Raw genomic sequence first — 12,292 nt, 5'->3', positions numbered from 1 at the left:
GCGGACCAGTCTTGGAAAGGGACAGCCAACGGAGAAATTCACCTGCATCAGCCTTCCGCAATCGGCCCACAACTGCCATTGACTATGATTCCGATCGCCGCGGCACAGTTCCCCCTACCTGAAGTTGACCGCTAAGCGCAGCAATTTCGGTTGTCGAACGTTCGCTCAGCCGACAAATCTCCCAGTTGATCAACAAACGTGAAGTTTGGCTCCAACACGCTTTGCGTGGCCGCAACAGAGTCGCTGTGAAAGAAATGACACCGATCTCCGAGAAGCGGGATTTCATATTAGGATAGATCATCGGGAGCGCGATCGAGAAAGACAGAGCTCGCAATCACACGCGCCGCCCCCATATTGAGATCAATACCTGCCCGGGTTTGGGACCGCTGATGCGAGTTCGCCGAGTTCGCAAGACTGCTTCTGCCGATCTCCTGATTTTCTGCGAATAAGAGGCCCGAACCACGCGCCCGATCTGGATAGGTGGGCGCCCGACCGCATACACATCGAGGAAAAAGCAACATGGCATCGCCGCCCCCGTCCAATCCGTCGACGACCGAGGACGCAGACAACAAATTGCGTATCAAGATCGGCTGCCGGTTTGATCTCCGACTGACCCAGCCGACCCCGATGATAGCTCTGCTCAATGTGCATTTCTCGCGCGCTGGTGATCTGGAATATCCTGACCACGTTATCACCACGCCAAAGGTCCCGCTCAGTGCCTATCGCGACGGGTTCGGCAATTGGTGCACACGTCTTGTCGCTCCCGAAGGCCTGTTCAGCATAGGCACCGACACCATCATTGCAGACAATGGTCTTATCGATCCAATGCCGCCTGAGTCAGGGACAGACCGAATAGAAACGTTGCCGGGCGAAGTACTCGTCTATCTTCTGGGTAGCCGCTACTGCGAGACCGACGTCTTGTCCGAGACGGCTTGGCGCCTTTTTGAGTGCACGAAACCGGGCCGAGAGCGCGTGCAGGCGATCTGCGATTTCGTACACGCCCACATCCAGTTCGACTATCTCGCCGCACGTCCCACGCGAAGCGCCGGACAGGCTTATGCCGAGGCGCAAGGCGTGTGTCGTGACTACACTCATCTCGCGATCACTTTCTGTCGATGCATGAATATCCCAGCGCGTTATTGCACTGGCTATCTCGGCGACATTGGACAGCCGCCGCCCTACGCGCCTGGCGATTTCGCCGCTTGGATGGAGGCCTGGCTGGACGGTCAGTGGTGGGTATTCGATCCACGCAATAACACCCCGCGGATCGGGCGCATCCTTGTGGCACAAGGGCGCGACGCTGCCGATGTTCCGCTGATCCATTCCTTTGGAATGAATACCCTTGAGGGCTTTGAGGTCTGGTCGGATCAAATCTCTTGATATCGTTTGCAAGCGTCGAGAAGAGGTCCCTCAGGACTTGCTTTCTGGAAGACAAGGTCAGCGCAGGCATGCCGCGCAACGTTATTTCCTTCTGCAACCTGTCCCCTTTGTCGGTTCCAGTCTGCCGATTTGAGCTGACTGAGCCTGGATGCCACCGTCTGCGGACGGCATTCATTCCACGCACTCGTGGTAGCGTCCGGTGAAGAGGATGAGGGCATGGCATTCGATCATGTCCGCCAGCTCGCCTGCTGGGGCGGTTCCACTGTCGATTCCCAAGTGCATCTCCGGTCTCCTGTCAATTGCGTCGTGTGCGGGGGAAAGGTGGCAGGCCAATGTAACGCCAAATTTGCGAGCCAAGGCTATTCGTGGTGATAGGTTTTGATAGCTGCCGTTAACGCTGCAAAGTCCATAAAAGAGCTAAAAGTTAGCTGCCCCCGAAATTCGGACACTGACACAAGCTACGATTTGCAGTCTGCTTATCTTCGACGAGAAGAAGATCAGAGATATGGAAACGCAAGCAGCACGCGCCCGAGTTCATGGCGAAGGTCGCACAGGAGCCCCCCGAATGACACACCTGCCGCCCTACGAACCTTATCTTGCGCTCGTACTCCTCTTGGTTCTCTTCGCCGGTTTCCTATACGAGCGGTACGCCCCTGAGGTGACGGCCGCTGCCGTCGCGGCGTTGTTCGTCGTTTTTGGCTTGGTGCCGGAAGACGCTGTTCTATCGGTCTTTTCGAATCCCGCGCCTATTACCATTGCCGCAATGTTTGTTCTCAGCGGCGCCCTGGTACGCACCGGGTTACTTGATGCGTTGGCAAACTGGGTCGTCGCCGCCGCTGGCCATCGTCCCATCGCGGCAACAAGCGTGTTTCTGGCTTCAATTCTCGTGGCTTCGGCTCTCATGAACAACACACCTGTCGTGCTGGTGCTCATCCCGGTTGCCATACGTCTGGCCCAAAGCCTTGGGCTGGCGGCGACGCGCCTGTTGATCCCGCTCTCTTACGTGGCGGTGCTCGGCGGAACCTGCACGATGATCGGAACCTCGACAAATCTGCTGGTGGATGGTGTTGCGAGAGATATCGGGCTGACGCCCTTCTCAATACTTGAAATTACACCCGTCGGGCTGGTGGCCGTGACTGCAGGCGGACTTGCCTTGCTGCTTCTCGGACCGTTTCTGCTTCCTAACCGTAAGGATCAGACGGATTTGGGTGCAGCAGGTGAAGCGGATTTCCTGACCGAGCTGCGACCCAGAGATGATTTCTGGGGTCTCGGTCGCCGATTGGGGGATATCGACGATCTGATCCGTCCGGGAGTGACGGTGGTCGGAGTACGTTCCGGTGCAGAAGTTAGACGTCACAATGTGCTCGATCACGTCCTAGCCGCTGGTGATCGGCTGATCGCGGTTATCCGAACGTCCGAACTTCTGACATTGAGAACCAGGGAAGGATGGGATGTCGGACTACGTCAGGGACCGGCGACCGGAGAAAACACAGAAACTACAGTCGCAGAGGCGATCGTCACACTATCGCATCGCAGTCGCGGTGTACGTATCGCGCAGCTCACCATCGGGTTCAGGTATGGCATGCGTGTTCTAGGCGCACATCGCCACGGGGAAAGCCTCGGACCCGACCTCTCGACCATGCGCCTCAGACCTGCGGACAAATTGCTACTGGAGGGAACGGACGAAAGCTACGGCCGTTTGATAGAGGCCGGGGACTTGGCTGGCGTCACGAGGGCCGGTGGGCGTCCGTTTCGACGTGGCAAGGCCCCGCTCGCGCTCATGGCGCTGACTGCGGTTGTGGCCCTGGCTGCAATGGGTGTGGCGGACATCAGCCTTGTTTCCCTTGTTGCCGTGGCCTTCATCCTCGTCCTACGCTGCATCGACAACGACGAGGCATGGAGCTCTATCGACGCGGGAGTGCTCGTCCTGATCTTCTCTATGCTCGTAGTCGGCGCCGGACTGCAGCACTCGGGTGCGATTACCCTGATCGTCGGCGCCGTTGCGCCTCTACTCGTGGACATGCCCCCGATCGTCGCCTTGGCAGCGGTCTATTTGCTTGCTTCAATCTTGACCGAGGCGGTCACCAACAGCGCCGTCGCGGTTGTCGTGACACCTCTGGCGATCGGGCTGGCAGTCCAGATTGGAGTTGATCCGCGCCCCTTTGTTGTCGCAGTCATGTTTGGAGCGAGCGCGAGCTTCGCGACCCCGATCGGCTATCAGACCAATACGCTGGTCTATGGAGCCGGCAACTACAAATTCACGGACTTCATCAAGATCGGCCTGCCGATGAACATTATCGTGGGTGTCGCCGCAGTCCTGGCAATTCCAGTGTTTTTTCCCTTCTAAGTCAGCCGATGAAAGAGCGGCCTCGAAAGCTCCTTGGCTGGCAAAGTGTGATCACGATATGTGCATGGTCTCCACACCGCCAGATCAATACTGCAGTGCTGGGAGCCGATTTGGATCGTGTTCAGTTGAACGGCACCTAATCGCGGACCAGATCAAACTGCGCCGAGCCACAGGCTAATCCGCGTGCGATGACGCGCCCGAAGGTTCGAAGAAAGACGCGGCGCCACAGCCCCTCCTTGTAGCCAAAAAAGCTCAAAAGGATATGAGCGAGGCTGAGACGAACGTGGAACTCGACGCCGCCAAACGCGCGCTTGGTTGACATTCCAGTGTCTATCGCGACCTCCTCAGAAGCGGGCTGAGGGTGCGACCGGTCATTTCAGAAGCGGCCCGGTCTGATCCAGATACGCCGGATCGAACCCGGCGAAATCTACCAACCGACTGTAGTCGTGAAACGTCACGTGGCTGTCCCGGAAGGTCACCAGGCAGCTTTCGCGCAATTGCCGCAACACGCGGTTCACATGTACCGCGCTCAACCCAAGCGCATCGGCAAGATGATATTGCGTGAGCGGGCAGTCGTATCCTGCCTTGCTCCCCATGCCCACCAGAGCCAGTCGCGATCCCAGTTCCAGCAGGAAATGCGCCATACGCGCACCCGCGTCCCGCCGCCCAATCCCGACGAGATGTTCAACCACCATCGCCTCATCCCGCGACGCCGCCCAAAGGATAGCCGTTGCGAGCCGCGGTGTCTGCGCGAACGCATCGAGGAGATCGCCCGTCAAGACTTCGGCTGCCTGTATGTCCACGACTGGCTCGAAACTGTGGTCCGAGGTGCGCAAAAGTACGCTTCGCAATCCCAGAAAATCGCCTGGCACCTGGAAATCGACGATCTGTCGCGTCCCATCCGGCTGTATCTTGTAGGAGCAGACCCAGCCCGCGGACAGGATGTAGGCGGCCTGATCCGATTGCCCTTGATGCGCTATATCTCGCCCTGTGACAAAGGACCGCCGACGTCCGTGCAGACGCGCCAGCACGGCAAGTTCGACCTCTGACAAAGCGACGAATGCCGATAGCTTTCGGGCGAGCGGGCTTGCCGTGGCCGGTATCATGAGCCGTTCCTTTCGGTTGCGAAGGATCTGCCGAGATTAGCACAGGGGCTGCTCTCGATCAGTTCAGCATAGAGCATTTCGTGCAAGAAGGGGGATCGCATCAACCGGCTTCACGGCCAGACGTGATATGATGAAAGGACTACACCGGATGTCTACGTCGAACGACGCTGCAGGACTGGCTGCCCTTTCGATATGCGAGTCGCTTCTACTTGCAATGAATGATCGCGGACTGCTGCCGGAGAGCGAGATAGTTGGCGTGCTGCGCGACGCTGCGGCCACCCACGAGAACACCATCGACTCTGAGCCTGACGCCGAAATCCACCGGGTAGTGGCGGCCCTCATCAACCAAATCATCGCGGGGGGTAATTCAGTGCGGAGACCACCAGCATGATGCATCAAATCGCAGCGGAGATGCACCACCCATGACGTTTTCGTCCTACACAGGCAACAAACAGCCACAACAGCCTAGCCAATGGAAGGCGCCTGGAACATTCAGGACGCAGCCCTGCAAGGAAGTTCACACTATGCGTTGCCCGGTATCCTGCGCTGGATCAGCGCAAACATCGGAGTTCACCATGTGCATCATCTGGCCAGTCGCATTCCCTTCTATCGCCTGGACGAGGTTATCCGGAACCACGACGTCCTGGCGCAGACTAAGCGCATAACACTTTGGGAAAGCTTCGACTGCGCGCGCCTCCTCCTCTGGGACGAGCAGCGCCACAGACTCTTGTCGTTCGCGAAGGCCCGGGCACTTTCGGCCTAAGGCTGTGCGATTTGGCTGAAGGACACAGAAACAAACCCCGGTTGCGCGCGCAGCGCCACTCAGGATGGAAAAAGGCAAATCGGTCCAATGATCGACGACCTTACAACTCTGCCACGTGAAGCCGCCGACAAGCTCGCGCGACCCTTTGCACGCTTTCTGAAAATCGAAGCGGCAGCCGGTGTCCTTCTTCTCTTGGCGTTGCTACTGGCTTTGGCACTGGCGAACTCGCCTTGGCACCACGTCTTCCTGGATTTTTGGGAAACTCGTATCGGTCTGACACTCGGTTCATGGGATTTCACCCGCTCCCTGCGCCACTGGGTCAACGACGGGCTGATGACACCCTTCTTCTTTGTGCTCTCGCTCGAGCTCAAGAGAGAAATCGTTCTGGGCGAATTGAGAAATCCACGACAAGCCGCCCTACCTTTAGCGGGGGCCGTGGGCGGCATGGTCGTTCCAGTCGCAGTGTATTTGGCGCTGATGTCCGAGGAACCCGGAATGCATGGTTGGGGAACCGTGATGGCAACCGATACGGCATTCGTAATCGGGTGTCTGGCGCTTTTCGGAAACCGGGTTCCACCTATCCTGCGTCTTTTCTTGCTCTCGCTGGCGATATTCGATGATGTCGGCGCAATCCTCGTGGTCGCGCTCGGATACGGAGGCGCCCTGAACTGGTCTGCAGTCGGGTTAGGTCTGTTGGGCATTGGAGTCGTTGCAAGCGCCTCGCGGCTCGGTATCAGAAGTTTCCCGGTCTATTCAGTGATGGGAGTGGGAATCTGGCTGTGTTTTGACGCATCCGGCGTCCATCCGACCATCGCTGGCGTCATTCTAGGCCTCATGACCCCCACCCGCATCTGGGTCAGCGATGCACGTCTACGAGGAATCCTGGGACGTTTGCTGGCCCATCCTGCAGGCGAGTATTGGAGCGGCGACACCGCAGAACGCGATGATCTACTCCAGGCCAGGATAGCCGTTACGGAATCTGTCTCTCCAGTCGAGCGTCTCGAGATGATTCTGCACCCTTGGGTCGGCTTTGCAATCATGCCGATCTTCGCGCTGGCGAATGCTGGCATCACGTTTCAGAGTGCCGATTTGCGACAAACGGTCTCTTTGGCGATCATTGCCGGACTGGTATTGGGAAAACCGATCGGCGTTCTCGGTTTCAGCTGGCTTGCAGTTCGTTCCGGCTTTGCGGCTCTTGCGCCGGGCCTGTCCTGGCCCTTCGTCGTGGCCGGCTCGTTTCTCGCGGGAATTGGGTTCACGATGTCACTATTTATCGCCAGCCTGGCCTTCGATGCGACGATGCTTAACACTGCGAAACTGGGGATTCTATCAGGGTCGGCCATCGCTGCCATACTGGGCACTCTGATACTGCTTCAATTGACGCGTCTCACGACGAGGGAATGAGAAGCAATGCAAGACGGAGCTCCCGGACGGCGACCTTAGAGTGTCCAGGATTTGGGAATTGAGCCGAGGCGCGGCAATCCATCTGCGATCGGCGACTTGACGAGAGCGTTGGCCGCACCGCCCCTTGCCATGAGCGCGACACTTTGCACCATCGGAAAAACCACTCCCCGAAGCCTTCGCTCGGAAACGGAGACAGAGACGCTCTTGCGTTACATCGTTGAGTGCCCACACATGCCGGTGAATTTAATCTACGAGTTCGTTCATCGACCCGCACCATCCTCTTCGATCAACCGTGCCAGATCAGCAAGCGCGCGCTCGATGAGTTCCTGTCTCCTGCCATCGCGGGCTTCACCGGTTTCGGAGTAGCGCCGTATCAGATACTGCGCCTTGAGCGCTGCCTCGTGCCAGTTGGCGGCAGGTTGGGCGAGGAGCTGCACTTCAAGTTCCTCCTGCCGCAAGCGGAGCGCTCTCTGGTCGGCTTCGAAATCCTTCAGGGAATGCCGCCGGATATCGGTCGCGATTCTGCCTTCGGCGCTGCGCCTTGTATCGAGGTCAACCGGGTCGTCCGTCATCGCCGTTTTCTCCCTTGCATCAGCGTTCGACCACATTTTCGGGTCCTGCGGCGGGAGGCAATACGTCTACGCCCGACGTTCCTGCTTCCATTGCCCTTAGGTATCCGAAGAGCTCGCTGTCAGTCGTGAGAACGAGTGTCGTTTCTCCCGATATCATATCCTTGTAGGCCTGCATGGTCCGAGTAAACGCATAGAATTCAGCAGCCTCGGGATTGATATTGTAGGCTCGTGCGTAGATGTCCGCTGCAGAAGCATCTGCCAGACCCCGGATTTCTTCCACGTCCCGATAAGCTTCGGATTGTATCTTGTTTAAGTCCCGCACACGATTGCCGCGGATACGCGCAGCTTCGCCATTGCCTTCGGACAGGAAACGCTCGGCGATCTGACGTCGCTCCGAGATCATGCGATCGTAGATTTTCGGCCGCACGCTTTCGTTGTAGTTGATCCGCTTGAAGCGAATGTCGAGGAGGTCTATCCCGAAGACGCGGACCTTCTCTGCGGCGGCCGCGAATATCTCCTGCTCCACCATTGCCCGGCCCTTTTGTATGGGGACCAGCGCGCCGATGTCTTGCGCGCGTTCTTCATCCGTCAGCAGCGTGTCCCGTAGCGGCACTCGGTCTTTCGTTGTCCGAACGATTTCGATCAGCTCGTGCTTGGCGACGGCATTGCGGGTCTCACTGCCAAGAATGTCGTCGAGCCGCGATTGCGCGCTGCGCTCGTCGCGCAGCCGAAGAAAATACTGCAACGGATCAGTAATTTTCCAACGGGCAAACAAGTCCACGGATATATAGAGCTTATCCTTGGTTGGCATGTCCGAAGGGTTGCCGTCCCACTCGAGAACCCGGCGGTCGATCCGATTGACCTCCTGAATGAAGGGAAGTTTCAACTTTAGGCCAGCTGTCGTAACCGGCTTCCCAATGGGTTTGCCAAATTGCGTAATGATGGCCTGCTCGACCTCGCCGACCGTATAAAAGGCTCCCGGAGCGGTCACGACAACCGCCATTGCGAGTCCTGCAAGAATTCCAAATTTCATTTTCATGGCTTATCCTCACGGGCCCGATCAAGCGTCAGAAGCGGAAGAATGCTCGCGGTCGAGCCGTCGACGATAATCTTCGAACCGATTTCTGGCAGCACGTCCTGCAGCGTTTCGATGTAGATACGCCGCCGCGTAACTTCGGGCGCCTTCACGTATTCGACCAGAAGCGCGGTGAACCGTGCGGCGTCGCCTTCGGCCTCGTTGATCCGCCTCAGGCGATAGCCGTCCGCTTCACGGATGCGCTGGTCTTTCTCGCCCTCGGCCAGCGGAATGACTTTGTTGTATTCGCGACGCGCTTCGTTGATTAGGCGCTCCTTCTCCTGCTGCGCCTGATTCACCTCATTGAAAGAGGCTTGAACAGGTTCGGGCGGATTGATGTTCTTCAGCTGCACCTGGTCGATGCTGATTCCCATCGCATACTTCGTGGTCAGCGCCTGCATCTTCAGGAGCGCTTCGCTCTCGATCTCCTGCCGGCCTATGGTGATGACTTCGTCGACCGTGCGGTCGCCGACAACCTCGCGCATCACGGACTCGGAAACATAGCGAAGCGTCGCGCCCGGCTGACGCACCTCGAAGAGGAATTTCAGAGGCTCCGAAATGCGGTATTGCACCACCCATTCAACGAGAGCGGCATTCAGATCTCCGGTTACCATCTCGGTTTCGCGGCGCCCGTCGACCGGGCTTTGAAACGGATCACCCGCACCCGGCGTTGTGAAACCGAATTCCTGTTTCAGCTGACGTTTCACGGGGACTAGAGTCGCGGCATCAATGCCAAGCGGAAATTTGAAGTGGAGCCCCGGCGGAACCTCTGCAGTGTATTTTCCAAATCGCTGAACGACTGCGACTGAGTCGCTTGGAACCGTGTAGTAGGACGACCAGGCCACAACCGCGAAGAAGGCGGCCGCCCCCAACACCGCGATGCTCGTGGCAGGCGGCAGGCCACCGGGCAGTAGCCCTCCCAAACGTTCGCGACCTTGTCGGAGAATGGCCTCAATCTCTGGTGGTGCACGGTTCTGTTTCGTGCCCCAAGGCCCTCGATCGTCCGGGCCGTCATCATGATCCGGCATGCTGTTTTCCTCTTTTTCTGGCGTGGCCAGGTCTGATGAGAGAGGGAACCGAAGTGTCTGCTTGCGGCCAAGGCGCGGCGATCGTACGTTCAGCCGTTGCCTCCGGGACCTTCGGTGAGAAATGCGTGATCCGGCCGGACGATCTGCACGCGGTTGCGCGGTCTTGCAGATATTCGTGTCCGCACAGCCAGTCGTTACCGGAATATTTCAGAAAGGCGTTTGCCGGTGCGGTGATCGGGTTGCAGGGTGCCCCACCCACCTTTTCGTATCCACCGCGGCATTCCCATCCCGCTCCGTAGAAACGACGCGCTACAAAGGCATTCGCCGCGATTTCGGTGGCGACGCTCTTAGCACCATCTACCCGGTGGCCCACATGGCAGAGTTTCAGCCTCCGCTATAACTGCGTGCCTTCGCGCTCTCCGGGATCGTTCTAGTGCCGTCTTGAGCAAGAACGGGAAACGCGAGAGAGGCGGCCACGGTAGTCAGCTCCACAATTAGGCCCCCAAAGGACCTGCTATGTGGACGCTCATCTGTTTGATGTGCTCGATCCTTATCTTTTCGCTGCCGGTGTCCGGGGACCGTTCCATTTGGACGCGTTAGAGTTCGAGCTTCGCGAGACAAGCTTGCGCGATGTCGCGGTCCGGAGAGTCTGTTCCGGGTACGGTCGCCCATCCGGCCTCCATCAGGACAGCGCGCTTCTGGTAGGTTGAAGCAGCGCGAATTGTTTCCAGCTTTGCATCCCGCTCCGGGTCGGTCCGGGCCATTTCTACGCAAACGGGGACCATGGCCGCGACAACATCGTCATGAGCCATGGTCATGGCCCTGTCGCTCGCAGTTCCGCCGGTCACCCAACCGCCCCAGGTAAATCCGACAATGCCAACAATGACCGCGCCGATTGCAGCTCCATAGATGCCAGGTTTGAGCCATTCAGGAGTGTTCATTTCAAGTCCTCCGACGGGGAAAGCGCCGTCTCGCTATTTTGCTTCGCGGACCTTCTGTCCGATTCAAGTGCCGTTTCCAGATCGTGCTCGCTGGTCGATCGCAGTTCGACCTTTCTCTCCATTCGTCCCTTTTGCGCGGACGATGAGATGCGTGGTCGTCCGTCGGTAGACCGCGAAGCTGAGGCCTTCCGAAAAACTCTTCCTCAACGACCACGTCGTAGTCGTCGGCGGGCAATTCATCCGCGTAACCACAACGGGAGAAGATAAACGGGTGTCTTCTGTCACGGTCGAATTGGTCGAGCGGATGGCCATACCTGGTCTCCGTTCTGTCTCCAGGGGGCAGCACCAAGTCCACGCACACGCCATGGTTTCGGGGAGACGGCTCAGGTTACTGATATCGATAGTTCTACTCGGCGACAGGAAGACATGCACTGACTCATGTTAGCCTCGCTCCCAATGGTGAGCTTCCAGACAAGACCGGGCCAGGTATGGCAGTCAGGGGGCGAGGGCTTGGCGGCAGACTGATCTACGTCAGCACGCATAAAGCCGAATACGGACAGGATCGAAGCAATTCGATGGATCTTCAGCTAGTCTTGGCGAACCGAGCCATACTGCCTCCAAACCTGCTGCGATCCGGAGCTACATAGAAAAGGGAAAAAACAATGTCTGCGGCCGGTATCCTCAACCCCCATGACCCCGCAATGGAACGGTTTCTCTACGCCTCGGTCGGCGAAGACCGAAACGGCTCCATCGTGACTGTGCTCTCTGCGCTTGCGAGGCTAGACCTCGATCCTTGGGAAGTGACCGCCGAGCTCGTGTCTTCGGGTCGTGAGGCTGCTGTCTCGCGCTTGAGTACGCTGCTGTCACGCTGCCGAGACGTGCCCGCACTTGCGACAGAGAATGGGGAGGTGGCACGCACCCTCGCCCCTCTTCTCCCGGATCCCGCACCGGCCGCTGTGAGTTTCAGCGATGCGATGAGTAAGGGGATCGTGTTCTCGCCGGGAACGATCTTGGCAGCAGCGGTCGTGATCGGGATCCTGATCCAGGTATTCCTTTCCGGCACATGGGAGACAGCCGAATGACCCTCTCCGTACCGCGAAGGACCACTCGCGACCATGCTGCAAATAATATTGGCAGGGCATCTCCACCGGATCAGGGAATTCTTTGGGAAATGGAAGAGCGCTTCTGGACCAGTGGCTCCGAGAACGCGCGCGCCACAACCGCAGATAACGCAGTCATGATCTTTCCCTATCCGCCAGGTATCCTTCAAGGTGATCAGATCTGGCATGGCCTTAAGCGGAGAACCGGCTGGCGGTCCGTGGTGATGGCTGAGCGTCGAGCAACGCAATGTGGCGATGTTGTCATTCTCAGCTACCATGCCTCCGCTGAGAAGCCCGATCTGCCCATCTATGAAGCACTTTGCGCCTCCACCTACCTGAACGATACGGGCCGCTGGCTACGCACTTCACATCAGCAAACTCCAGTCGACTGAGCCGCGTAATGTGCTCCTAGAGCGTTTCCGTATTTGTCTGAAACGAGGTCAGATTCCCGATAGGGTTATTCAGAATCTGGTTGAGAGCGTCAGCATCGGAGACGAAGCCGTATGCAAACAATCTTCGAAAGACCCAAGCTTGGAAGCGGAGCGGTCTAAGTATTTATCGGCATCAAATGCACAC

13 protein-coding genes are annotated in these 12,292 nt (G+C 58.0%); 7 read left to right on the top strand and 6 right to left on the bottom strand.

Annotation, left to right across the window (positions count from 1 at the left end):
• The first annotated feature begins 519 nt into the window (after nucleotides 1–519).
• Both BMI85_RS11750 and BMI85_RS11745 read left to right on the top strand, forming a co-directional pair.
• Nucleotides 520–1,380, top strand: coding sequence for a transglutaminase family protein (locus tag BMI85_RS11750; protein WP_246832547.1), 861 nt, complete (start codon nucleotides 520–522; stop codon nucleotides 1,378–1,380).
• A gap of 565 nt (nucleotides 1,381–1,945) precedes the next feature.
• Nucleotides 1,946–3,727: an SLC13 family permease gene (locus tag BMI85_RS11745; RefSeq protein WP_078601408.1), complete on the top strand. Its 1,782-nt coding sequence runs from the start codon at nucleotides 1,946–1,948 to the stop codon at nucleotides 3,725–3,727.
• 136 nt (nucleotides 3,728–3,863) lie between these two features.
• On the opposite strand, the gene BMI85_RS11740 is transcribed toward BMI85_RS11745, so the two are convergent.
• Nucleotides 3,864–4,049 carry a hypothetical protein gene (locus tag BMI85_RS11740; protein WP_078601407.1) on the bottom strand — a complete coding sequence of 62 codons (186 nt, stop codon included), beginning with the start codon at nucleotides 4,047–4,049 and terminating at the stop codon, nucleotides 3,864–3,866.
• A 49-nt stretch (nucleotides 4,050–4,098) separates the two neighbouring features.
• A complete protein-coding gene (locus tag BMI85_RS11735; RefSeq protein ID WP_078601406.1) occupies nucleotides 4,099–4,833 on the bottom strand; it encodes a Crp/Fnr family transcriptional regulator in 735 nt (244 codons plus the stop codon).
• Nucleotides 4,834–4,981: 148 nt separating this feature from the next.
• Between BMI85_RS11735 and BMI85_RS21665 the strand changes: the two genes are divergently transcribed.
• The 3 genes from BMI85_RS21665 to nhaA all read left to right on the top strand — a co-directional run bounded on the left by BMI85_RS21665 (nucleotide 4,982) and on the right by nhaA (nucleotide 7,000).
• On the top strand, nucleotides 4,982–5,224 hold the full coding sequence (locus tag BMI85_RS21665; RefSeq protein WP_078601405.1) for a hypothetical protein: 243 nt from the start codon (nucleotides 4,982–4,984) through the stop codon (nucleotides 5,222–5,224).
• Nucleotides 5,225–5,305: 81 nt separating this feature from the next.
• Nucleotides 5,306–5,596 (top strand): fatty acid desaturase, encoded by a 291-nt coding sequence (locus tag BMI85_RS11725; protein WP_348638975.1) that lies wholly within the window; start codon nucleotides 5,306–5,308, stop codon nucleotides 5,594–5,596.
• A gap of 87 nt (nucleotides 5,597–5,683) precedes the next feature.
• Entirely contained in the window at nucleotides 5,684–7,000 is a 1,317-nt protein-coding gene (gene nhaA, locus BMI85_RS11720) for a Na+/H+ antiporter NhaA (protein ID WP_078601404.1), read from the top strand.
• A gap of 260 nt (nucleotides 7,001–7,260) precedes the next feature.
• Here nhaA and BMI85_RS11715 read toward each other — a convergent pair whose 3' ends face one another.
• The 4 genes from BMI85_RS11715 to BMI85_RS11700 form a co-directional block, all read right to left on the bottom strand.
• The gene (locus tag BMI85_RS11715; RefSeq protein WP_078601403.1) at nucleotides 7,261–7,572 is read right to left on the bottom strand and encodes a hypothetical protein; all 312 of its coding nucleotides are present in this window, start codon (nucleotides 7,570–7,572) and stop codon (nucleotides 7,261–7,263) included.
• Between the two features lie 19 nt (nucleotides 7,573–7,591).
• Nucleotides 7,592–8,611, bottom strand: a complete 1,020-nt coding sequence (gene hflC / locus BMI85_RS11710; protein ID WP_078601402.1) for a protease modulator HflC — start codon at nucleotides 8,609–8,611, stop codon at nucleotides 7,592–7,594.
• Nucleotides 8,608–9,675: an FtsH protease activity modulator HflK gene (hflK, locus tag BMI85_RS11705; RefSeq protein ID WP_078601401.1), complete on the bottom strand. Its 1,068-nt coding sequence runs from the start codon at nucleotides 9,673–9,675 to the stop codon at nucleotides 8,608–8,610. The genes hflC and hflK overlap by 4 nt, the downstream gene beginning before the upstream one ends.
• Nucleotides 9,676–10,271: 596 nt before the next feature.
• Nucleotides 10,272–10,616 (bottom strand): hypothetical protein, encoded by a 345-nt coding sequence (locus BMI85_RS11700; RefSeq protein ID WP_078601400.1) that lies wholly within the window; start codon nucleotides 10,614–10,616, stop codon nucleotides 10,272–10,274.
• A gap of 662 nt (nucleotides 10,617–11,278) precedes the next feature.
• Between BMI85_RS11700 and BMI85_RS11695 the strand changes: the two genes are divergently transcribed.
• Together BMI85_RS11695 and BMI85_RS11690 are read left to right on the top strand one after the other, a co-directional pair.
• Entirely contained in the window at nucleotides 11,279–11,698 is a 420-nt protein-coding gene (locus BMI85_RS11695) for a hypothetical protein (RefSeq protein ID WP_078601399.1), read from the top strand.
• Entirely contained in the window at nucleotides 11,695–12,108 is a 414-nt protein-coding gene (locus BMI85_RS11690; protein ID WP_246832546.1) for a hypothetical protein, read from the top strand. The genes BMI85_RS11695 and BMI85_RS11690 overlap by 4 nt, the downstream gene beginning before the upstream one ends.
• Nucleotides 12,109–12,292 lie beyond the last annotated feature (184 nt).

This window comes from Thioclava sp. DLFJ4-1 (genome assembly GCF_002020145.1).
Lineage (GTDB): Bacteria > Pseudomonadota > Alphaproteobacteria > Rhodobacterales > Rhodobacteraceae > Thioclava > Thioclava sediminum.
Note: the sequence above shows the minus strand (reverse complement) of the source record. Positions and strands in the feature narration are given on the sequence as shown.

Excerpts from the sequence above, each read along its gene's own strand:
- BMI85_RS11750 (WP_246832547.1), top strand. The coding sequence starts at position 520 with ATGGCATCGCCGCCCCCGTCCAATCCGTCGACGACCGAGGACGCAGAC.
- BMI85_RS11745 (WP_078601408.1), top strand. The coding sequence starts at position 1,946 with ATGACACACCTGCCGCCCTACGAACCTTATCTTGCGCTCGTACTCCTC.
- BMI85_RS11740 (WP_078601407.1), bottom strand. The coding sequence starts at position 4,049 with ATGTCAACCAAGCGCGCGTTTGGCGGCGTCGAGTTCCACGTTCGTCTC.
- BMI85_RS11735 (WP_078601406.1), bottom strand. The coding sequence starts at position 4,833 with ATGATACCGGCCACGGCAAGCCCGCTCGCCCGAAAGCTATCGGCATTC.
- BMI85_RS21665 (WP_078601405.1), top strand. The coding sequence starts at position 4,982 with ATGTCTACGTCGAACGACGCTGCAGGACTGGCTGCCCTTTCGATATGC.
- BMI85_RS11725 (WP_348638975.1), top strand. The coding sequence starts at position 5,306 with ATGGAAGGCGCCTGGAACATTCAGGACGCAGCCCTGCAAGGAAGTTCA.
- nhaA (WP_078601404.1), top strand. The coding sequence starts at position 5,684 with ATGATCGACGACCTTACAACTCTGCCACGTGAAGCCGCCGACAAGCTC.
- BMI85_RS11715 (WP_078601403.1), bottom strand. The coding sequence starts at position 7,572 with ATGACGGACGACCCGGTTGACCTCGATACAAGGCGCAGCGCCGAAGGC.
- hflC (WP_078601402.1), bottom strand. The coding sequence starts at position 8,611 with ATGAAAATGAAATTTGGAATTCTTGCAGGACTCGCAATGGCGGTTGTC.
- hflK (WP_078601401.1), bottom strand. The coding sequence starts at position 9,675 with ATGCCGGATCATGATGACGGCCCGGACGATCGAGGGCCTTGGGGCACG.
- BMI85_RS11700 (WP_078601400.1), bottom strand. The coding sequence starts at position 10,616 with ATGAACACTCCTGAATGGCTCAAACCTGGCATCTATGGAGCTGCAATC.
- BMI85_RS11695 (WP_078601399.1), top strand. The coding sequence starts at position 11,279 with ATGTCTGCGGCCGGTATCCTCAACCCCCATGACCCCGCAATGGAACGG.
- BMI85_RS11690 (WP_246832546.1), top strand. The coding sequence starts at position 11,695 with ATGACCCTCTCCGTACCGCGAAGGACCACTCGCGACCATGCTGCAAAT.